The following is a 20,344-nucleotide window of genomic DNA, read 5'->3' as shown; positions in this document are numbered from 1 at the left end:
AAAGTGGTCCCATGAACACCGCCTCCCCCACCGACCCGCTGCGCGTCGCCCTCGTCGGCTACGGACTCGCCGGTTCCGTGTTCCACGCCCCCCTCGTGACCGCGACCGAGGGGCTCGTCCTCGACACGGTCGTCACCTCCGACCCGGGCCGGCAGGGCCAGGTCCGCGAGGCCTTCCCCGAGGTCCGGCTCGCCGCGTCCGCCGATGAACTGTGGGCCCGCGCGGGCGGCGAGGACGCCCCGGACCTCGTCGTCATCGCCTCCCCCAACAAGACGCACGTCCCGCTCGCCACCGCCGCCCTCACGGCCGGACTGCCGGTGGTCGTCGACAAGCCGCTCGCCGCCACCGCGGCCGAGGCCCGCGAACTCGCCGCCCTCGCCGACCGGACCGGCACCTTCCTGTCCGTCTTCCAGAACCGTCGCTGGGACAACGACTTCCTCACCCTGCGCCGGCTCCTCGACGGCGGCGACCTGGGCGAGGTGCTGCGCTTCGAGTCCCGCTTCGAGCGCTGGCGCCCGCAGCTCAAAGGCGGCTGGCGCGAGTCCGGGGCGCCGGAGGAGATCGGCGGCCTGCTGTACGACCTCGGCAGCCACGTCGTCGACCAGGCTCTCGTGCTGTTCGGGCCGGCCGTACGGGTCTACGCGGAAGCGGACGTGCGGCGCCCGGGCGCCGAGGCGGACGACGACACCTTCATCGCGCTCACGCACGCGAACGGCGTCCGCTCGCACCTCCACGTCAGCGCGACCACCGCCCAGCTGGGACCGCGCTTCCGGGTCCTCGGATCCCGGGCGGGCTACGTCAAGTACGGCCTGGACCCCCAGGAGGCCGCCCTGCGCGAGGGCCTGCGTCCCGGCGACGGGAGCCGGCCGTGGGGCGAGGAGCCCGAGCACCTGTGGGGTCGGCTGGGTTCCGGCGAGTCCCCGCTGACCGGCGGCGGCCTGCCGGTGCCCACCGCGGCGGGCGACTACCCCGCGTACTACGCGGGGGTCGCGGCCGCGCTGCGCTCGGGCGGACCGGCCCCGGTCACCGCGCACGAGGCGGCGCGGTGCCTGGCGGTGCTGGAGGCGGCACGGCGTTCGTCGGCGGAGGGCGTCGCCGTGGACCTCTGACGGAGTTGCCCGGGCTCCGGCGGGCGGGGGCGGTGCCGGGTTCGGCGTGAAATCGACGCTTCGGGCGCAATGATCGACATATTCTTCACAGGCTGTCGATCATCACACGTGTGAAGAACGGAATTCCATAAAGTGAAATTGCCCCGGATCGCAACCGTCGTGGCCACGGCCGCGATAGCCCCGGCCGTCCTGCTCTCCTCGCCCGCGTTCGCCACCGACTCCACGTCGGCGGCGAACGTCGGGCCCGCGTCGACGGTGCCCGACGCGGCCCCGGAGGCCGCCCCGGGCGGCACCACGACCACCCCCGCCGAGGACCCGCAGGCGGCGACGGACCGGGCCGAGATCCAGAAGATCCTCAAGGACCCGGCCACCAGCCCGGACATCCGCAAGGCCGCCGAGAAGGCCGTCAAGGGAACGGCCGCGCAGATGCGGCAGTTCCTGACGGTCGAGCTGCCGCAGCTGAAGCTGGAGGACGACCGCGTACGGGTCGCCGCGATCGGCGAGGCGGGCGGCCGGGCCGTGCGCGCGGCGGCCGACGAGACCCTCAAGGTCAACACCCGCGAGGCGATCACCGCGTTCCTGACGACCGGGCAGCACAAGGCCCGCTACGAGGACGACCGCGTCGAGATCGCCCGCATGCTCAACGGAGCCGGCAAGGGCGTCACGAAGGCCGCCAACGAGCTGCTCTCCAAGGGCACGCCCGAGGAGATCCGCGCGTTCGTCGCGACCGGCCAGCACAAGGTGCGCGCCGAGGACGACCGGGTCGCGGTGCTCGGCATGCTGAAGGACGCCGGCCCGGGCCTGAAGGAGGGCATCATCAAGCTCCTCGAAGGCAACCCGAAGCCCGAGCAGCTGCGCGAGTTCGTCAAGACCACGCAGCACGTGCTGCGCGACGACGACAACACGGTCCTGATCTCGGCGATGGTCACGGGCGCCGGCCCGGAGCTGAAGAAGGCCGCCCTCGCCGCCCTCAAGGGCACCGCCCAGGACCGGGCGGCGTTCCTCCAGACCGGCCAGCACGACGCGCGCGCCAAGGACAAGGCCACCGGGGGCCAGACCGGCGGTACGGGCGGCACGGGCACCACCGGCGGCACGGGTACCACCGGCACCACGGGCACGACCGGCACCACCGGCACCACCGGCACCACGGGTACCACCGGCACCACGGGAACGACCGGCACCACCGGGAACGGAAACGTGACTCCGGCGGGCAGCACCGGTTCCGGCCCGCTCGCGAACACGGGCGCCGGTTCCGAGAACGTCCTGATCGGGGGCGCGGCCGCCGCGACCCTCGCCGCCGGCGCGGGCCTGGTCATCGCCAACCGCCGCCGTCGTACGACCAACGAGGGCTGATCGGCGTCGCCCACGGGGACACGGAAGGGGCGGACCGCCACGGCGGTCCGCCCCTTCGCCGTGTCGTGGGTCAGGCGCTCTTGAACTCCTGGCGCTGGCGTCCGAGGCCCTCGATCTCCACCTCGACGACGTCACCGGCCCGCAGGAACGGCTTCGGCTCGGGCTGACCGGCCGCCACGCCCGCCGGCGTCCCCGTGACGATGACGTCGCCCGGGTACAGGGTCATGAAGTGGCTCAGGTACCGCACGACCTCGCCGACCGCGAAGATCTGGTCCGAGGTGTGACCGTCCTGCTTCAGCTCGCCATTCACCCACAGGCGTACGTCCAGCACCTGCGGGTCCGGGACCTCGTCCGCGGTGACCAGCCAGGGGCCGAGCGGGGTGAACGTCTCGCAGTTCTTGCCCTTGTCCCAGGTGCCGCCGCGCTCCGTCTGGAAGGCGCGCTCCGTGACGTCGTTCGCCAGTAGGTAGCCGGCGACGTGCGCGAGGCCCTCCTCGGCGGAGTCGAGGTAGCGGGCGGTGGCGCCGATGACGACGCCGAGCTCGGCCTCCCAGTCGGTCTTCACGCTGCCGCGCGGGATCAGCACGGTGTCGTCCGGGCCGACCACGGTGTCCGGGGCCTTCAGGAAGACGATCGGCTCCGGCGGCGCCTCGGCTCCGACCTCGGCCGCGTGGCCGTGGTAGTTCAGCCCGATGCCCACGATCTTGCCGATCCGGCCGACCGGGGAGCCGACGCGCAGCCCCTCCGCGTCGAGGGCCGGAAGCTCGCCCGCCGCCACGGCGTCCCGTACCCGGGACAGCGCGGAGTCGTCGGCCAGCAGGTCGCCGTCCACATCCGTGATCAGGCCGGACAGGTCACGCAGTGTGCCGTCCTGGTCGAGCAGCGCGGGGCGCTCCGACCCGACGGGTCCGACACGCAGCAGCTTCATGGGCATTCTCCCGTGGTCGTGGGTGGTCGGCCCGGGGCATGCCGGGGCCGGCCGATGGGTTGCGGCCATCGGAGGATTGGTTGATCCTCCAAGATGGCCGCCCAATCCGCAAGACCCTGTTCACGGACTGGAACGACCCCTACCGCCTACCGTCCGCCGCCGCACCGACCGCGGCCGGCGCGCCGCCCTCGCCGGCGACCGCCGCCGCACGGTCCTTGCGGTGCTGGAGCCAGGCCCGCTCCGCGACCGACCAGGCGGTGGTGGTCAGCAGGTACAGCCCGGCGGCGAGCGGCACCACGGCAGCCGTGACCAGCGTCCCGAAGGACAGCAGGGGCAGGACGCCGCCCAGCTTCCGCATCGCCGCCTGCTGCTCGGCGCTCAGTTCCACGGCGGGCTTCGCCGGCGCCCCGGCCTTGATTCCGCGGGGGCCCGGCGTCGGGACGGGAAGCGCGGGCGCCGCCGCGGCGGCGCGCCGTCCCCGTACCGCGCTCCAGGCCGCCACCACCGCGATCGCCGCGAACAGACCGAGGAACACCAGGCCCTGCGCCCCGAACGGGCCGCCCTGCGCCAGCGCGTCGGTCAGGCGGGAGCCGAGGGGCGCGGAGAACAGCCGGTGGCCCAGCAGCTCGTTGGCCTCTCCCCCGACCCGCGAGGAGGAGAACGCCTGGTACATGACGAAGAACACCGGCAGCTGGAGCAACGCGGGCAGGCAGCCGGCCGCGGGCGTGGCCCCGCGGAACGCGGCACGGCTCAGGGGATGCAGGGCGAGCCGTACGAGCACGGTGAACAGCACGATCGCGGCAGCGGTCGCGGACTCGGCCAGCACCGGCTCCAGGAGCCGGCCCAGCTGGGCAACAAGATCAGTGAAAACGGACACGCGGGCCCTCCGAGGGGATTCGTCGAACGTCGAAGAAGGTGCATTTCGGCGTGACGACCCGCGAGGGGCGACGACAGTGATCGGCCCGACCGTGACCGGTCGGCGGAAGCAGAAGGCGGAAGGTGCTGCGCGCCCCTACGCGGCCGTCGGAAGGAGACGTCCGGGCGCCCTGGGCCGGGACCGGCCCGAGGCATCGGGATCGCGCTGCGGCAGGAACGCCGTGCGCTGCTCGCGATCACGGATCGCGGTGCGTATGCGGTGCGGCGGCACGGACCGCACGAGGCACGCGGCCAGGGCGGCGGCGCCCACGGCGACGACGGCCGCCAGCGCGACCACGGCGGTGGCCAGGCCGTTCTCCCCTGCCATCAGGCCGAGGAACCCGCCGAGCAGCACGAGCAGGGCGGCGAGCAGCCGGGTGCCCCGCGAGGTGATGAGGAAGGACAGCGGTGAGGGACGCACGGCAGCGCGCTTCGTGCCCGGCATGACGACCCTCCCTTCCTCCACGAACCCCCGTACGAGCGCACGGGTCGGGTTCTCGCGATCGATACTAACCGGGCCCACCGACAAGGGGAGGGGGACCTCCTGACGGATCGCGGTCCTCCAGCGGGTCCCGGGCCAGTACCTCCGCGTCGGGCCGACCGTCCCCGTCCGCGCCGGCGGCTCCCCGGCGTCCAGCCGCCGACCAGGACACCCCGAGCGTCACCGCCAGGTTCAGGAGCAGCGCGACCATCCCCGCGTTCACGCCCCACACCGGGTCGTGCCCGGTGAAGACCAGTCCGCAGACCACCGCCACCCCCACGGACAACCCGCTCACCGCCCCCGCCACCGTCAACCCGCGCCACACCAGCCCCAGCAGCAGCATCGGCAGCAGTTGCGCCATGCCCTCGTACGAGACGAGCGAGAGCCGCACCAGGGTGTTGGGGGCGACGTACGTCATCACCAGCGCGATCGACCCGGCGGCCACGACCACGACCCGGGAGGCGAGCACCTGCCGCTCCCCCGCGCTCCACCGGGGCACGAGCGACAGCACGCTGCGCCCCCACATCGTGCCGATGACCAGCATGAACACGGCCATCGGCACGATCGACGACAGTGCCGCGGCCACCCCGATCACCCCCACCGCCCACGCCGGCAGCGAGTCGACGACCAGCTCGAACAGCGCCAGGTTCGACCCGGCGCCCGTCAGTCCCGGCACCACGAACAGCGCGGCCATGCCGAGCAGCATCGGTACGAACAGCAACACGTTGTAGGCGGGCAGCAGCACGGCATTGCGTCGCAGGGTGTCGGCGCTGCGCGCGCCGAGGTACCCCGCCACGGTGGTCGGGAAGACGACCACGGTCAGGGCGTTCAGCAGGGAGGTGCTGACGAACCACCCGACCCCGAGCTCCCCCCGGCCGCCACCGCTCGCGCCCCCGCCGTGCCCCGGCAGGGTCAGCCAGGTCGGCTTCTCGGCCACGAGCCGGTCGAAGAGCTCCCCGTAGCCGCCGAAGTAGTGGAACGGCACGTACACGGCGAGGAACCCCAACGTCCCGATCACCATCACGTCCTTGAGCACCGACACCCACGCGCTCCCGCGCAGTCCGCTGACGACGACGAAGCCGGTGGTGACGGCGAAGGCCAGGAAGTAGGCCCCGTTCGGCGACACCGCCCCGTAGGTCACCGTCGTGACCACGACGCCCATGCCCGTGATCTGCAACTGGATGTAGGGCAGCAGGAACACCGTGGCGAGGACGGCCACGGCCGCCCCGAGCCAGGGGCGCCCGTAGCGGTGGGCCACCATGTCGCTGATCCCGACGAGCCCGTGCCGGCGCGCGTAGTCCCAGAGCACGGGGCCGACCACGTACCCGAGCGCGTAGCCGCAGGACATGTACGCGACGACGTACAGCACCGGGGCGCCGTAGTTGTAGCCCCAGCCGGCGGCCCCGAGGTAGCTGAAGCTGGTGTAGCCCTCGCCCGCCATCAGGACCCAGATGAAGACGGTCCCCAGCGAGCGCCCGCCCACCGACCACTCGGCGAGGCCTCCCCCGCCGCCGCCCCGGCCCCGGGCCGCGAGCAGGCCGAGCGCGACGGTGGCCACCATGAACGCCGCGAAGACGGACGTCGCGACGACGGCCCCGCTCACGCCCCCTCCTCGCCGCGACCGGCCCCGCGCCGGGCCGCGTCACGCCGGTCCCCGCGCCGGGCGAGCCACACGGCGAGCGGCGTCACGAGGGTCGCCCCGAGGAGCCACACGAACAGGAACGGCACCCCGCCCGGCCGCGGCTCGATCCGGTTCACCACCGGCAGCACCCCGAGGAAAAGCACGAAGGGCACCCCCAGCCACAGCAACTGCGGACGCTTCACCCATTTCGGACGCACCCGGCCCAGCCTAGGCCGACTTGAGCGTCCCCCACACCACCAGGCGGTACTTGGAGCTGTACTCGGGCGTGCAGGTGGTGAGCGTGATGTACGCGTCCGGCCGGCTGTACCCGTACTCGGGCCGCACCGCGCTGCGCGGCACCGGTGCGATCACCCCGATGTCCCGCTCGGTGGTCTCGTTCAGCACCTGGCCGACCACGTACGTGTAGCGCCGGCCGCGCACGTCGACGTGCAACTCGTCCCCGGGACGCAGCCTGTTGACGTACCGGAACGGCTCCCCGTGCGTGTTGCGGTGGCCCGCCAGCGCGAAGTTGCCCCGCTCGCCCGGCCGCGCGGTCCCCGGGTACTGGCCGACGTACCCCTTGTCCAGCACGGCCCGCTTGTCGATCCCCTGCGCGACGGGAACGGAGAGGCCGAGGCGCGGAACGCGCAGCACGGCGTACGCCTCGTCCCGCGCGGGCGCCGGCGCGGGCTTCGGTCGCGGCGCGGCGGGAGCGCCCGCCGCCGGCCCCGCGGACGGGGACACCGGCGCGGTCCCGCTCGGGGACCCGGTGCCCTCCGCGGCGGGCGACGAGCCGTCCCCCGGCGCGTCCCCCGCGGGCCCGTCGGGAACACCGGTGTCCCCCGCCCCCGTCTCCGCGACCGCCCCCGCGCCGTCCCCCTCCCAGGCCCGCTCCAGCGCCTGGACCTGCTCCTGCGCGGCGGTCGCGGCCTGCCGGTTCGTCCACCACACCTGGTGCACCACCAGCAACGCCACCACCACGCCCAACGTGGTGACCGCCTCCGCGGCCACCCACAACAGCCGTGCGAGACGGGCCCCGCGCCCGCGCCGGCCGCTCCCCTGCACCACCACACGTATGTGATCCCGCACGGGCCGCACCTTAAGTCCTCCCCCCTCAACTGACCAGCGGCAGTACGGTGTGAACCATGCGCCCCGACACGCCTGCAGAGCACATTGCCGAAGCCGAGCGCCTCATCCGCACGGCGACCCGATACCCCGAGGACCAGGAGCCGTTGCTCCTCCAGGCCGCCGCCCACCTCGAACTGGCCGACGCACGGGACCGGGCGAGCGCCCTCTACGACCAACTCCTCTCCGCCTCGCCCGCCGACCCGCACCTGATCAAGGCCCTGCAGGCCGCGAACCTGTGGGAGTACGGTCACGAGGCCGAGGCCCGCGCCCTGATCTCCGGCATCCGGACCGCCGCCCCCGCGGACCCGGCCCCCTGGGAGGTGATCGCGGAAACCCTCGAAGCCCACGACGAGCTGGAAGCCTCGCACGACTGCTTCACCGAGGCCGCGACCCTGCTGACCTCGGAGGACACCCCCCTCACCCCGGCCACCACCGCCCTCCTCACGGGCCGCCACCGGGTCCGTCGCCTGCTCGGGCTCCCGCACGACGAATGGGACATGGTCGCCGACACCCGTCACGTCGGCCCGATCCCCCTCGACGAACTCCACGACCCGAAGCGCATCTGGGCCCTCGGCTCCGACGACCCGGCCGAACTCCGCGCCGAGATCGCCCGCCTGCGGGCCGAACTGGGCGACCGCCGCGCCGCCCTCTCCCGCCCCTTCCCGGTCGCGATCCTGCACTGGCCCCAGCGCGAACTCGCCGAGCTCCTCACCTCGTACCCGACCCTCGCCGCGGAGTACTCCTCCCACGCGACGCACCTGACCGCCATCGAGGCCTCCCTGCGCGCCCTCGCCGCGTCGGGCACCACCAACCTCGGCATCGTCACCGGCAGCGTCCCCTCGTACGAGGCCTTCGCCGCCTCGGAGAAGACCTCCCCGGCCTCCCCCTCCCTGCTGGCCGAGTACGCCACCACCCTCGCCGCCCGCGGCAAGGCCACCTCCTGGCCTCCCGGTGCCACGGCCCCCTGCTGGTGCGCCTCGGGCAAGCCCTACGCGGAGTGCCACGGGCAGTCCTGACCCCGCCGGCGCCGGCAACCCCCTCCGTTCGCGGAGGGGGCCGGTCGGGCCGTCCGTACCCGACGGCGCTGTCGGCGCCGTTCCGTACCATCGGCTTCAGGGGGCGGCCCACGCCCCCATGACCACCGGCGAGCGGGGAGGAACCGCGATGATTCCCGTCGAGCCCTCCTCCGCCGCCGTGTCCGCCCGGATGAGTCGGCAGTCCGTACGGAACACCTCGCCCGAGATGGCGGTCCGCAAGCTGCTCCACGCGGCGGGACTGCGCTACCGGCTCCAGGTGAAGGTGCCGGGGATGCCGCGCCGCAGCATCGACATCGCCTTCCCCGGGGCGAAGGTCGCCGTCTTCCTGGACGGCTGCTTCTGGCACGGCTGCCCGCAGCACGCGACGCGGCCGAAGGCCAACGCCGAGTGGTGGCGCGAGAAGCTCGAACGCAACATGGCGCGGGACCGCGAGACGAACGAGCAGCTGACGTCGGCCGGTTGGACGGTGCTCCGGTTCTGGGAGCACGAACGGGCCGAGGCGGTGGCGGCGCAGGTCATCGCGACCCGGTCCGCGGCGACGCCCCAACGGCCCGCGCACCGGCCCCCCGAGGACCGCGCGCGACCCGCCTCCGACGGGAACGGGCCCGCGCCGAAGGCGGGTTGACCTGCCGCGCGGGGGGGCGACCTGAGGGGCGACCTACCCCTTGGTCCGGAAGAGGGTGAGCTGTTGGTGGCCGCGGGCCAAGGCCCTGGGCGGGGTCGGGCGTGACCTCGCGAGGTCGAGGAAGGCGCGCAGGGCGGCCAGGACCTCCGTCGGGGTGTCGCGGAGCATCGCCGGGGTCGCGCTGACCACCAGGATGCCGTGGGACTCCAGGCGCAGGCGGCGGCGCAGCGTGGCCTGCCAGGCGTCACGGGTGTAGTGGTACTCCGCCGAATCCACCTCCAGAGCCACGCCCTCATCGGGCCAGTAGGCGTCCGGGCTGGCCAGGAAGGCACCGTCCGAGGTGTGGAGGCGGGCGTTCCAGAGGGGGGTCGGGAGGTCGGTGGCCTCGAGGGTGTCGCGGGCCCGCGCCTCGGCGACCGAGCGGACCCCGGCCAGCAGTTCGGCGGCGGCGGCGCGGACCGCGGGGCGGGCCAGGAGGCGGGAGGCGCGCAGTTCGGCGTGCAGGTCGTGCGGGTGGCACCAGCCGGCCTGGACGACCTGGGCGAGGACGGAGCGGATCCGGTCGGGGGGCGCGCCCGGTTCCGTACGAGCGGCGAAGTCGGCGGCGGCGCGTACCGGTCGGGCCGTGGGTACCCCGGACACGGTCATCGTGCCCGGCCAGCGGGACGTGGCCCGGGTCCGGACCCCGGGGGCGGGGGCGAGTCGGCGCGGGGCGCGGATCAGGACGTCGGCCGGGGTGGTCGGGGTGTCGCGGATGCCGAGGAGGGCGAGGGCGGCGCCGCCGGTGAGGACGGCCGTGTCGCCGGAGAGCGGGTCGGCGGTGGGCTCGGCCGCGTAGAGGACGGCGGCCAGCGCGCGCCGTCGGGGGTCGGGGGGGCCGGTCTGGAGGAGGTAGACGCGCGGCAACAGCCGTTGCCAGGGCCCGCCGGGGCGGGTACGGGAGGCGATCGTGCCGCCGGGCACCCCCGCGGTGGTGAGCTGGTGCCGGGTGGCGAGCCCGTGCTGCCGCCGAGCCGACACGGCGCCGGAACGACCGGAGGCCCGCGCGGTGGGCGGCCGGGCGGTGCCGGGCCGGTCGGGTCCGGGCCGGGCGGTGGGCGGCCCGACGGCCGGCGGCCCGGTCGGGGGCTTCGCGACGACGGCCCGGCTCCCGGCCGGCTCCGGAACGGCGGCCTGCCCGGTCGGGGGCTTCCGGACGGGGTCGTCACCGGGTCCGGGCGTCGGACCGGCGGGATTCCACTGCGCTGTGATCATGGCCCGGGTATGCCCCACCCCGGGCCGGGTGTACCGCCCGCCCGGCCGCTACCGGGCGCGGGACGAGCGCCAACGACCCGGCACGCGCGCCCCCGCGCGCCCCGGCCGGAAACGGCGGCCGGGCCGGGGGGGGTGGGCCCCACCTCGGACCGAACGGACGGACCGCACGACCGGACGGACCGCACGACCGGGCAGGCCCGACGAACCGGATCACCGGACCGGCCGGATCACCGGACCGGCCCGCGGCCCGGATCGCCCGTACCGAGTGCGTCGGTCCTACCCCCGGGCCCGAGGGGGCGCCGAAGGGGGCCGGGTCAGGGGTTGGGGTGGTGCGGGTGGGTCGGGGAGAGGAAGACGATCACGCCCGTCTCGGTGCCCGGCAGCGCCGGGACCTCGCGCCAGCCCAGCCGGCGGTACGTGGCGACCGTGTCCGTGGCCAGGCGTGAGGTCAGGAGCCACGCCCGCCCCTCGGGGGCGTCGGCGGTGATCTCGGTGAGCAGGGTCCGGCCGGTGCCGTGGCCGCGCGCGTAGCCGCGTACGGCCAGTTCGTCGATCTCCAGGGCCCCGACGAGCAGTTCCCGGACCCGGGCCGCGCCGAGCTGTGCGGCGACCTGCGGGTACGCGCGGTTCTTCGGGAAGGGGGCCGGGGTCAGCCAGCCGGTCGCGAAGCCGTCGATGCCGGTCGCGGACTGGGCGAAGGCCGTACGGAACCCCGCCCGCCGGACATCCGTCTGAAGCCGGGTCGAGAACTGGCGAATGGTTTCTTCACCTTCGTTCCACGGCGGCCGGGAGAACACCTCCGCATAGGCGTCGACCAGCTCGTCCGCGAGGTCGAGGACGGCTCGTCCGTAAGAGATCAAGGCGTCGACTCCTGGTGGTGGGTTGAGCGGGTTTCCCCCTGGAAGACCGAATCTACGCCTTCCGGGTTCCCTCCCAGGCCGCTCCGCAGAAACGGAGAGTGTGCGACAAATCGCCTCCGTGATCTCCGTGTCGCGTGCCCGGCCGGGGCGTTGAGCAGCCCGTGGACAGACTGCTGCGCGTGACGGGCGGATTCGCGCTCGCCTTCCTGCTCGTCCTCGGCGTCGTGGCGGTGCTGCCCCGGGCCGTGCAGGACGCGGTGCCGCACGCCGTGATCGGCGGGTCCGTGCTCGTCCTCGGCGCGGTGGGCGCCCAGCGGTTCTCCAGGCGGCCGCGTTAGCCTCGTGGACGGTTCATCGGACTGTCGGACCATCGGACCACAGCCCTGTGCGACCGGCCGCGCAGCAGCGGCAGCGGCAGCGGCAGCGGCAGCGCAACAGCAGATCAGCATCAGCAACCCGAAAAAGACGAGGGAGTTCGACATGGCGCGGGTACCGAGTTCCGTGGTGGCGGCCGCAGGCCTGGTCGGCGGCTACGCCGTCGCCCGCTGGACCAAGAAGCGGCCGCTGGGCGGTGTCGTGCTCGGCGCCGCCGGCCTCGTGGCCGGACGCGAGTGGCACCGGCGCGGCGGCGCCCCGGTGGCGGCCGGACTGGGCGCCCTGTACGTCGCCGGCTTCGCCGGGTCGCACCCGCTGGCCAAGAAGGTCGGGGCGTGGCCGGCCGTCATCGGCGCGGCCGGCGTCGTGGCCGCCACGACCTGGGCGGTGGCCGACCGCGCCTGACCCGGAGCGGACGGCCCGACGCCCGGTCGGGCCGTCCCCCGAAAGCAGCGCCCCCGCCACGCCCCGGGTCACGCCCCGAACGCCCGCGACACCGTGTAGATCACCAGGCCGGCCAGCGCGCCGACCACCGTGCCGTTGATGCGGATGAACTGGAGGTCGCGCCCGATGTGGGCCTCGATCTTGCGGGAGGTGTGTTCCGCGTCCCAGCTCGCCACCGTGTCCGTGATCAGCGAGGTGATCTCGGTGCGGTAGGTCGTGACCACGTACACGACGGCGCCCTCGATCCAGCCCTCCACCTTCGCCTGGAGCCGGCCGTCGGTGGCCAGGCGCGCGCCGAGCGACATCAATGAGGCGCGGACGCGGAGCCGCAGCTCGCTCTGCTCGTCCTCCGCCGCCGAGAGGATCATCGAGCGGATCGCGGTCCACGCGGAGGCGATCACGTCCTGGACCTCGCCCCGGGCGAGGATCTCGGACTTCAGCCGTTCGACGCGCGCCCGCGTCTGCGTGTCCGACTGGAGGTCGGCGGCGAAGTCGGTCAGGAAACGGTCGACGGCCCCGCGCGCCGGGTGCTCCGGCATGTCCCGCATCTCGGTGACGAAGCGGAGCAGCTCCTTGTAGACGCGGTCGCCGATCTTCCGGTCGACGAAGCGGGGCGTCCAGCCGGGGGCGCCGCCCTGGACGGCGTCCATCACCGAGTCCCCGTGCGTCACGAGCCAGTCGTGGGCCTTCGCGCAGATCAGGTCGACGGCCCTGCGGTGGCCGCCGTCCACGACGACCTTCTCCAGGGTCTTGCCGAGGCCCGGCGCGATCTCGGCGTGCTCGGCGCGCCGGGTGATGGCTTCGCCGACGACGGCCTGGACGTCGGAGTCGCGCAGGACGGTCAGCGCCCCGCGCAGCGCGGTGGCGAGCTCGGCGGTGACCCGGTCGGCGTGTTCGGGTTCCGCCAGCCAGGAGCCGAGACGGCCGCCGATGCCGAGGGCGCCCAGCCGGGCGCGCACGACGTCGGAGGAGAGGAAGTTCTCGCCGACGAACTCCCCGAGCGAGACGCCCAGCTGGTCCTTCTTGGTCGGGATGATCGCGGTGTGCGGGATCGGCAGGCCGAGCGGCCTGCGGAAGAGCGCGGTGACCGCGAACCAGTCCGCGAGGGCGCCGACCATGCCGGCCTCGGCCGCCGCCGCCACGTACCCGGCCCAACCGCCCGCGCCCCAGGCGTGCTGGGCGTACTTCGCCAGTACGTAGACCACCGCGACCAGGACCAGCAGGCCCGTCGCGGTGGTCTTCATCCGGCGGACGCCGCGCCGCCGCTCCTCGTCCGCCGCGTTGAACACGAACGCGCTCCGGGTCGGCGGGGGCGGCGCGGTGCGCGCCCTCGTGTCGCTGTCCACGTCTTTCACGGGCTCCTGCCTTCCCCCGGTGGCCGGTTTTGTCTGCATAGCATCCGACTCCCGAGAGGCCCGGGGAGTTCCCGGCGCGCCGTTCGGGTGCGCCGGGCGCCCCCGGGGACCCGTCCGGTCCCGTGGCCGCGTACCCCGTACCCGCGCCCGTACCCCGTGCCCGGCCCTACAGCTCCTTGCGCCGTTTCCCGCCGTCCAGCGGCTTCGAGCCCTTCGGCGCCTTGACCTTGATGCCGACGCCGCCCCAGAAGGCGAGGCCGTTGACGATCACGCGCGGCGCTCCGGGTTCCGGCCGGGACGAGGCCGCGCCCTGGTCGAAGCCGCCCATGATCCCGATGCCCCGTACGTCGACCTCGACGCCCGGCGGGACCGTGATCTCGATGCCGCCCATCACGGCGACACAGGTGATCACGACCTCGCGTTCGGCGAAGTCGGCGTCGCGGAGGTCGATCTCGCCGCCGCCCCAGAAGGCCACCGCGTTGAAGCGGGCGGGCACCGTCCAGTGCCCCTTGCGCTGGAACCCCGACATCACGGCGACGGCCGTGGCCGAAGTGCCCCGGCCCCCGATGCGGGACTGCCAGGAGGACCGCGCCTCGCCGCCCCGGGCCGGGGCGGCGGGCGCGGCGACGCCCAGGGGGGACTCGCCGGGCACCTGCGGAAGGTCGCGGGTCAGGGGGGCGAGTTCGGCGTACGTCCTGGAGGCGTAGACCGCCTCCAGGCGCTCCTCGAACTCCTCCATGTCGAGCCGGCCCTCGGCGACGGCGTCCCGCAGGCGCTCCACCACCCGGTCCCGATCGGCGTCGGACGCCCTCAGCTCCGGCAACGGCGCCCGGTCCGGCGACGCCTTCTCCAGGGACGGCCGTTCCGGCGACGCCGTCTCCGGTACCGGAGCCTTCTCGGGCAAGGACTTCTCGGGCCGCTCGTCACTCATGTGGACCACACTATGCAGAGATCCGCACCAGTTGAATGGCCCGCCCCGGCCCCTCTCCCCGGGATCGACCCCGAGACGGGACCCTGACTCAACCCCGACCCGCGTACATCCGCGCGATCACGTCCTCGATGTCGGGCTCCCGCACCGACAGGTCCAGGAGCGGGTAGCGGGCCGCCACCTCGGCCACCAGCGGCGCCGCCGAGGCCCGTGCGGGGAAGGCCAGCCACTGTCGGGGGCCGTCCACCTTGACCACCCGCGCACCCGCTACCTCGATCGGCGCGATCTCCGCCTCCAGGTCGACCACGAGGGTCCGCTCGCCCGCCCCTTCGGGCCCCGCCTCGTGCAGCCCGCCGAGCGCGCCGTCGTACATGAGGCGGCCGTGGTCGATGACCATCACCCGCTCGCAGAGCTGCTCGATGTCCTGGAGGTCGTGGGTCGTGAGCAGGACCGTGGTGCCGAGTTCCTCGTTGAGCTGCCGCAGGAAGCCCCGCACCTTCGCCTTGCTGACCACGTCGAGGCCGATCGTCGGCTCGTCGAGGTAGAGCACCTCCGGATCGTGCAGCAGCGCCGCCGCGATGTCGCCGCGCATCCGCTGCCCCAGCGAGAGCTGGCGTACCGGCACGTCGAGCAGTTCGCCGAGGTCCAGCCGGTCGACGCACCGCTCCAGGTTCTCCGCGTACCGGGCCGCCGGGATCCGGTACATCCGGCGCATCAGCCCGTACGAGTCCTTCAGCGGCAGGTCCCACCACAGCGTGGTGCGCTGCCCGAACACCACCCCGATCCGGTGTGCGAGGCGCATCCGCTCCCGCGCGGGGTCGATGCCGGCGACGCGCAGCCGGCCGCCGCTGGGGGTGAGGATGCCGGTCAGCATCTTGATGGTGGTGGACTTGCCGGCGCCGTTGGGCCCGATGTAGCCGACCATCTCGCCCCGCGCGACCTCGAAGCTGATCCCGTCAACGGCCCTGACCTGCCGTTTCTCCCGTCTGACCCAGTTCACCCGGCGGCGTACGTCGAAGACCTTCTCGACGCCGTCCAAAGCGATCAGTGCTTCTGCCATCAGCCCTCAACTCCCCGTGCTGCGGTACGAACGGACACCCGCGCGCCAGGCCAGCGACGCGGGCAGGAACACCAGGAAGGCCACCAGCGGGCTCGTGAACGCCACCCATTGCGGCAGACCGAGCGGGTCGGGCCGGCCCAGGACGTACAGGGCGGGCAGCCAGTTGACGAAGGCGAGCGGGACGATGAAGGTGACCCCGCGCAGCAGGTCCTTCGCGAAGACCGTCGGCGGGTACTGGAGCATCGTGCAGCCGCCGTACGTGAAGGAGTTCTGCACCTCCGCCGCGTCCCCGGCGGCGAACTGGAAGGCGGCCCCGGCCACCATCACGGCCCCGAAGATCCCCGCCCCGGCCAGGATCATCACGGGGACCAGCAGGACCTTCCCGACCGTCCAGTCCACGTCCAGCGCCGAGACCCCCCAGGCCAGCACGCCGAGGCCCTGCACGATCCGACCGAGGCGGCGCAGGGCGAACCGGTCGGCCGCGACCTGCGCGAGCACCGGGACCGGCCGCACCAGCATGGTGTCGAGCGAGCCGTCGCGGATCCGGGACCCGATCCGGTCCGTGTTGCCGAGGAGCAGGTCGGCCAGGCCCAGAGAGGCCGAGCAGGATCCGTAGAGCAGGGCGATCTCGGGGAGCGTGAACCCGCCGAGCACGTCCACGTGCGAGAACATGATGGCGATGCCCGCGAAGTCGAGCAGGGTGATCGTCGCGTTCCCGAAGGTCGCGAGGAAGAACGACGTCCGGTACGTCATGGTCGAGCGGATCCACATCGTGACGATCAGCCCGTAGCCGCGCAGCCCCTCCCACGCGCGGTTGCGGACCGGCCCGTCGAACCCCACGGGCCCACCCGCGCCCGCGTCCGTGCCGGGACCGTCCTCGACGACGCCCGTTGCCTCAGCCACCCTGGACCACCACCTTCCGCGTCGCCGCCGCCTGCATCAGCCGGCCCGCGCCCAGCAGGACCAGCGCCCATCCGGCCTGGAAGCCCAGCGCCCCTGCCGCTCCGCCGGCCCCGGAGTGCGTGCCGAGCAGGACGTCGAGCGGGACCTGGAGCATCGCCGCCCAGGGCAGGGCCCGCGCCACGTCCCCGAACGCGCCGGGGAACACCGTCAGGGGCAGCACCATCCCGGAGAAGAAGATGGTCACCACGGTGGCCATCAGGTTGATCCCGGTGCCGTCCAGCAGCCAGAACGCGGCCAGCCCGAGCAGGTAGCGCACCGCGAAGCTGACGGTCAGCCCGAGCGTGAGGGACACCAGGAACAGCAGCCAGCGCACCGGATCAACGGGCAGCGCCAGCGGGAAGGCGAGGGCGCCGGCGATGAGCGGCACCACCCCGCGCCCCAGCAGTTGGAAGGCGGCCCTCCCGAGGTCGGAGGCGAGCCACCACAGTTGGAGGTCCGCCGGCCGGTACAGGTCGACGGCGATGTCCCCCGTGCGGACCCGTTCCTGGAGCTCCTCCTGGAAGCCGCCCCCGATGAGCGCCGCGGCAGCGAGCACGGACTGGCTCACCCAGACGAAGGTGAGGGCCTGCGCCTGGTCGTAGCCGCCGAGGCCCGGCCGTTCGTCCCACAGCGCGACGTACGTGTAGGCGACGATGAATCCGAACACGGTGTTGGTGAACACCCCCGCGGCCGTCGCCGTTCCGTAGGCCGCGTAGCGCCGGAAGCCGCCCGCCGCGACGGCCCCGTAGAGCAGCGCTCTCTGACGCACCGTATCCCCTCCGTTTTCCCCATCGTTCCTACGTCGGCCAAAGCGCGCGAGCTTAGTGCGGAGGGGCGAGCCACGCGACCGATTTATGCCCGTCCGGCGCGGATGCACCGGCCATCGGGTAGACACCATGAGGTACGGATGTGGATATTTCGCACAGCCCCGAGGAGTCCCGGCGATGAGCGACCAGTCACCACCACCGGGCTGGACGCCTCGCGATCCGGACACCCCCGGGGGCAAGCCGACGGAGCCCGCCGTCGAACGGGCTCCCCGCGAGGCCGGCGCCGGCGGACGGGCCACAGGCAAGGGCGGTCGTCGGCGCACCGGTTGGCGGCGCGCCCTGCCGACCTGGCGGATGCTGCTGGGCTCCCTCGTGCTGATCGGGCTGCTGTTGGGCGGCGCCTTGGTGGCCGGGTACCTGCTGGTGGACATCCCGCCGGCGAACGCGGCCGCCACCGCGCAGTCCAACGTGTACCTGTACGCGGACGGGTCGCAGCTGGCCCGTGACGGCGAGGTCAACCGGGTCAACGTGCCGCTCTCACAAGTGCCGCTGACGGTCCAGGAGGCCGTACTGGCGGCCGAGGACCGGGACTTCCACTCCGAGCGGGCGGTGGATCCCAAAGCGATGGTCCGCGCCGCCTGGAACACCGTCACCGGGAAGGGCAAGCAGTCCGGCTCGACGATCACCCAGCAGTACGTCAAGAACTACTACCTGGGCCAGGAACAGACGGTGAACCGGAAGGTCAAGGAGTTCTTCATCGCGATCAAGCTCGGTCGGGAGAAGTCGAAGGACTACATCCTGGAGGGCTACCTGAACACCAGCTACTTCGGCCGCAACGCCTACGGGATCCAGGCCGCCGCCCAGGCCTACTACGGCAAGGACGTCAACCGGCTGACCACCGCCGAGGGCGCCTACCTGGCGACCCTGCTCAACTCCCCCAGCGCCTTCGACGTCGTCGCGCACCCCCGCAGTCGGGACCGGGCCGTCGCCCGCTGGAACTACGTGCTCGACGGCATGGTGAAGAAGGAGTGGATGGACCCGGCGGAGCGGGCCGCGGCGCGGTTCCCCGAGCCCGGCAGGATCCGTCCGGCGTCCGGCCTGTCAGGCCAGCGCGGGTACCTGGTGGAGGCCGTCAAGGACTACATCACCGAGCGCGGGATCCTCGACGACAAGACCCTCGCGGAGGGCGGCTACCGGATCACCACGACGATCGACAAGCGCCGTCAGGCGGCGTTCGTCGACGCCGTGCGGACCGAGATGGTGGACGACCTCGACCCGGCCGCCCGCCCGGCGGACCGGCTGGTGCGGGCGGGCGGGGCCTCCATCGATCCGGCCACCGGCAAGGTCGTGGCCCTGTACGGCGGCATCGACTACACGAAGCAGTACGTCAACAACGCGACCCGGCACGACTACCAGGTGGCCTCCACCTTCAAGCCGTTCGTCTTCGCCGCCGCCGTGGAGAACGACTCCCGCACCCAGGACGGCCGGCGCATCACCCCGAACACGGTCTACAACGGCGACAACAAGCGCCCGGTGGTCGGCGGCCGGATCCGCTTCGCCCCCGAGAACGAGGGGCAGGTCTCGTACGGGAACATCACCGTCAACACGGCGACCGACCTGTCGGTCAACACGGTGTACGCGCAGATGGCCGTGGACGTCGGCGGGGAGAAGGTCAAGCAGACGGCGATCGCCCTGGGCATCCCGAAGAGCACCCCGAACTTCGACGCGGGCCCGGCCATCGCCCTGGGCACCATGCAGGCGAGCGTCCTGGACATGACGCAGGCGTACGCGACCCTCGCCGACCACGGCCGGCGCACCCCGTACACCTTCCTGGAGAAGATCACCAAGGACGGGGACACCGTCGGGCTCCCCGACCGCACCCCGGAGCAGGCCGTCAGCCGCGAGGCCGCCGACACGACGACGTCCATGCTGGTCAGCGTCGTCGACAACGGCACCGGTACGGCCGCCCTGGCGGCGGGCCGGCCGGCGGCGGGCAAGACGGGCACGGCCGAACTGGACCGCTCGGCCTGGTTCGCGGCGTACACCCCCGACCTGGTCACGGTGGTGTCGATGATGGGCCAGGACCCGGACACGGGCACCCTCCAGTCCCTCTACGGGGCGCTCGGCGAGCGGCGCATCGGAGGCGGCGGCTATCCGGCGCGGATCTGGGCGGCCTACACGAAGACGGCGCTGGAGGCCTCGGACCCCGTGGACTTCGACCTCGAACTCCAGCGGGGCGCCTCGCGGCCGCAGCAGCCGGACGTCACGCAGCCGCCGGACGGCTTCCCCCCGGACCCGGACACCCCGCCGACGGGCGGCCGGACGGACGGCGGTCGCACCGACGGCGGGCAGACGGACGGCGGCCGGACCGACGGGGGCCGCAACCAGGGCGGCCAGACCGATGGCGGCCGGGCGGACGGCGGCCGGAACCAGGGCGGTCAGACGCAGGGCGGACAGACCGACGGAGGCCGGACCGACGGGGGCCAAACCAACGGCGGCCAGACGGACGGCGGCCAAACCAACGGGGGCCAAACCGACGGAGGTCAGACCGACGGCGGCCAGACGGACGGAGGCCAAACCAACGGCGGCCAGAACACCGGCGGCGACACCCAGGGCGGCGCCTTCGGCCGCCGGCCCCCGGCGGACTACCTCGAATGAGACCCGGCCGGGCCCGTACGGGACGGGCCCGGCCGGCCCCGTACGACACCGGTCCGGCTCAGTGGCCGGAGGTGGCCTTCAGCCCGACCACCGCGACCAGCAGCAGGCAGATGAAGAAGATCCGGGCGGCGGTGACGGGTTCCCCGAGCACCGCCATGCCGAGCACCGCGGCCCCGGCCGCGCCGATGCCGACCCAGACGCCGTACGCGGTGCCGATGGGCAGCGTCTTGGCGGCGTAGGACAGCAGGACCATGCTGGCGACGATCCCGGCACCGGTGAACACGGACGGCCACAGCCGGGTGAAGCCCTCGGTGAATTTCATGCCGATCGACCAGCCGACTTCGAGCAGACCGGCGATGAGAAGAAGAACCCAGGCCATGACAGGCACCTCCGGGACGAGACGGAAACGGGGGTGCGTCGTCTTTGCGTCCTGCAACCCGGTACGGCGCGTCTCGTCGGGGGTTCCCCTCCACCGTAGCAAAGGGGCAGCACGAAGGGCCGGTG

At 73.4% G+C, this 20,344-nt stretch carries 21 protein-coding genes and 1 riboswitch; of the genes, 7 read left to right on the top strand and 14 right to left on the bottom strand.

From position 1 onward, the window contains the following. Positions 1-11 precede the first annotated feature (11 nt). Positions 12-1,109 (top strand): Gfo/Idh/MocA family oxidoreductase, encoded by a 1,098-nt coding sequence (locus tag ACFY0I_RS25710; RefSeq protein ID WP_388900178.1) that lies wholly within the window; start codon positions 12-14, stop codon positions 1,107-1,109. Between the two features lie 138 nt (positions 1,110-1,247). After that, positions 1,248-2,462 carry an ALF repeat-containing protein gene (locus ACFY0I_RS25705; protein WP_388900175.1) on the top strand — a complete coding sequence of 405 codons (1,215 nt, stop codon included), beginning with the start codon at positions 1,248-1,250 and terminating at the stop codon, positions 2,460-2,462. A 70-nt stretch (positions 2,463-2,532) separates the two neighbouring features. Here the strand turns inward: ACFY0I_RS25705 and ACFY0I_RS25700 are convergent, their stop codons facing one another. The 6 genes from ACFY0I_RS25700 to ACFY0I_RS25675 form a co-directional block, all read right to left on the bottom strand. After that, positions 2,533-3,390, bottom strand: coding sequence for a fumarylacetoacetate hydrolase family protein (locus ACFY0I_RS25700; protein ID WP_388900173.1), 858 nt, complete (start codon positions 3,388-3,390; stop codon positions 2,533-2,535). Positions 3,391-3,529: 139 nt separating this feature from the next. Then, complete coding sequence (locus ACFY0I_RS25695; RefSeq protein ID WP_388900170.1) at positions 3,530-4,267, bottom strand: YidC/Oxa1 family membrane protein insertase; 738 nt, start codon at positions 4,265-4,267, stop codon at positions 3,530-3,532. A gap of 135 nt (positions 4,268-4,402) precedes the next feature. Then, entirely contained in the window at positions 4,403-4,750 is a 348-nt protein-coding gene (locus ACFY0I_RS25690; protein ID WP_388900168.1) for a DUF6412 domain-containing protein, read from the bottom strand. A gap of 64 nt (positions 4,751-4,814) precedes the next feature. Beyond that, positions 4,815-6,347 (bottom strand): sodium:solute symporter, encoded by a 1,533-nt coding sequence (locus ACFY0I_RS25685; protein ID WP_388900422.1) that lies wholly within the window; start codon positions 6,345-6,347, stop codon positions 4,815-4,817. 38 nt (positions 6,348-6,385) lie between these two features. Next, positions 6,386-6,625 carry a DUF3311 domain-containing protein gene (locus tag ACFY0I_RS25680; protein ID WP_388900165.1) on the bottom strand — a complete coding sequence of 80 codons (240 nt, stop codon included), beginning with the start codon at positions 6,623-6,625 and terminating at the stop codon, positions 6,386-6,388. 10 nt (positions 6,626-6,635) lie between these two features. Then, on the bottom strand, positions 6,636-7,496 hold the full coding sequence (locus ACFY0I_RS25675; RefSeq protein ID WP_388900162.1) for a class E sortase: 861 nt from the start codon (positions 7,494-7,496) through the stop codon (positions 6,636-6,638). 56 nt (positions 7,497-7,552) lie between these two features. On the opposite strand from ACFY0I_RS25675, the gene ACFY0I_RS25670 reads away from it, so the two are divergent. Beyond that, the gene (locus ACFY0I_RS25670; protein WP_388900160.1) at positions 7,553-8,551 is read left to right on the top strand and encodes an SEC-C metal-binding domain-containing protein; all 999 of its coding nucleotides are present in this window, start codon (positions 7,553-7,555) and stop codon (positions 8,549-8,551) included. A gap of 148 nt (positions 8,552-8,699) precedes the next feature. Further along, the gene (locus tag ACFY0I_RS25665) at positions 8,700-9,197 is read left to right on the top strand and encodes a very short patch repair endonuclease (protein WP_388900157.1); all 498 of its coding nucleotides are present in this window, start codon (positions 8,700-8,702) and stop codon (positions 9,195-9,197) included. A 33-nt stretch (positions 9,198-9,230) separates the two neighbouring features. Here ACFY0I_RS25665 and ACFY0I_RS25660 read toward each other — a convergent pair whose 3' ends face one another. Both ACFY0I_RS25660 and ACFY0I_RS25655 read right to left on the bottom strand, forming a co-directional pair. Continuing rightward, positions 9,231-10,451 (bottom strand): hypothetical protein, encoded by a 1,221-nt coding sequence (locus ACFY0I_RS25660; RefSeq protein WP_388900154.1) that lies wholly within the window; start codon positions 10,449-10,451, stop codon positions 9,231-9,233. A 314-nt stretch (positions 10,452-10,765) separates the two neighbouring features. Then, complete coding sequence (locus ACFY0I_RS25655; protein WP_388900152.1) at positions 10,766-11,311, bottom strand: acetyl-CoA sensor PanZ family protein; 546 nt, start codon at positions 11,309-11,311, stop codon at positions 10,766-10,768. Between the two features lie 161 nt (positions 11,312-11,472). Here ACFY0I_RS25655 and ACFY0I_RS25650 point away from each other — a divergent pair, with 161 nt between their 5' ends. After that, complete coding sequence (locus ACFY0I_RS25650; RefSeq protein WP_388900149.1) at positions 11,473-11,649, top strand: hypothetical protein; 177 nt, start codon at positions 11,473-11,475, stop codon at positions 11,647-11,649. A 142-nt stretch (positions 11,650-11,791) separates the two neighbouring features. Further along, positions 11,792-12,091: a hypothetical protein gene (locus ACFY0I_RS25645; protein ID WP_281208493.1), complete on the top strand. Its 300-nt coding sequence runs from the start codon at positions 11,792-11,794 to the stop codon at positions 12,089-12,091. A 68-nt stretch (positions 12,092-12,159) separates the two neighbouring features. On the opposite strand, the gene ACFY0I_RS25640 is transcribed toward ACFY0I_RS25645, so the two are convergent. From ACFY0I_RS25640 to ACFY0I_RS25620, 5 genes are all read right to left on the bottom strand, one after another. Further along, the gene (locus ACFY0I_RS25640) at positions 12,160-13,476 is read right to left on the bottom strand and encodes a DUF445 domain-containing protein (RefSeq protein WP_388900146.1); all 1,317 of its coding nucleotides are present in this window, start codon (positions 13,474-13,476) and stop codon (positions 12,160-12,162) included. 175 nt (positions 13,477-13,651) lie between these two features. Continuing rightward, a complete protein-coding gene (locus ACFY0I_RS25635) occupies positions 13,652-14,416 on the bottom strand; it encodes a DUF1707 domain-containing protein (protein ID WP_388900143.1) in 765 nt (254 codons plus the stop codon). 88 nt (positions 14,417-14,504) lie between these two features. Further along, a complete protein-coding gene (locus ACFY0I_RS25630) occupies positions 14,505-15,473 on the bottom strand; it encodes an ATP-binding cassette domain-containing protein (RefSeq protein WP_388900141.1) in 969 nt (322 codons plus the stop codon). Between the two features lie 6 nt (positions 15,474-15,479). Beyond that, positions 15,480-16,376, bottom strand: coding sequence for an ABC transporter permease (locus tag ACFY0I_RS25625; protein WP_388900138.1), 897 nt, complete (start codon positions 16,374-16,376; stop codon positions 15,480-15,482). Beyond that, a complete protein-coding gene (locus ACFY0I_RS25620; protein WP_388900135.1) occupies positions 16,369-17,184 on the bottom strand; it encodes an ABC transporter permease in 816 nt (271 codons plus the stop codon). Before ACFY0I_RS25620 ends, ACFY0I_RS25625 begins: the two co-directional genes overlap by 8 nt. Before the next feature lie 175 nt (positions 17,185-17,359). On the opposite strand from ACFY0I_RS25620, the gene ACFY0I_RS25615 reads away from it, so the two are divergent. After that, the gene (locus ACFY0I_RS25615; protein WP_388900132.1) at positions 17,360-19,840 is read left to right on the top strand and encodes a transglycosylase domain-containing protein; all 2,481 of its coding nucleotides are present in this window, start codon (positions 17,360-17,362) and stop codon (positions 19,838-19,840) included. A gap of 58 nt (positions 19,841-19,898) precedes the next feature. Here the strand turns inward: ACFY0I_RS25615 and ACFY0I_RS25610 are convergent, their stop codons facing one another. Further along, on the bottom strand, positions 19,899-20,219 hold the full coding sequence (locus ACFY0I_RS25610; RefSeq protein WP_362880371.1) for a multidrug efflux SMR transporter: 321 nt from the start codon (positions 20,217-20,219) through the stop codon (positions 19,899-19,901). Between the two features lie 32 nt (positions 20,220-20,251). Beyond that, positions 20,252-20,330: riboswitch (guanidine-III (ykkC-III) riboswitch) on the bottom strand. Positions 20,331-20,344 lie beyond the last annotated feature (14 nt).

Origin of the sequence: Streptomyces sp. NPDC001568 (genome assembly GCF_042893755.1) — a bacterium.
GTDB lineage: Bacteria > Actinomycetota > Actinomycetes > Streptomycetales > Streptomycetaceae > Streptomyces.
The sequence above is the reverse complement of the archived record's forward strand: the minus strand, read 5'-3'. Positions and strand labels throughout refer to the sequence as shown.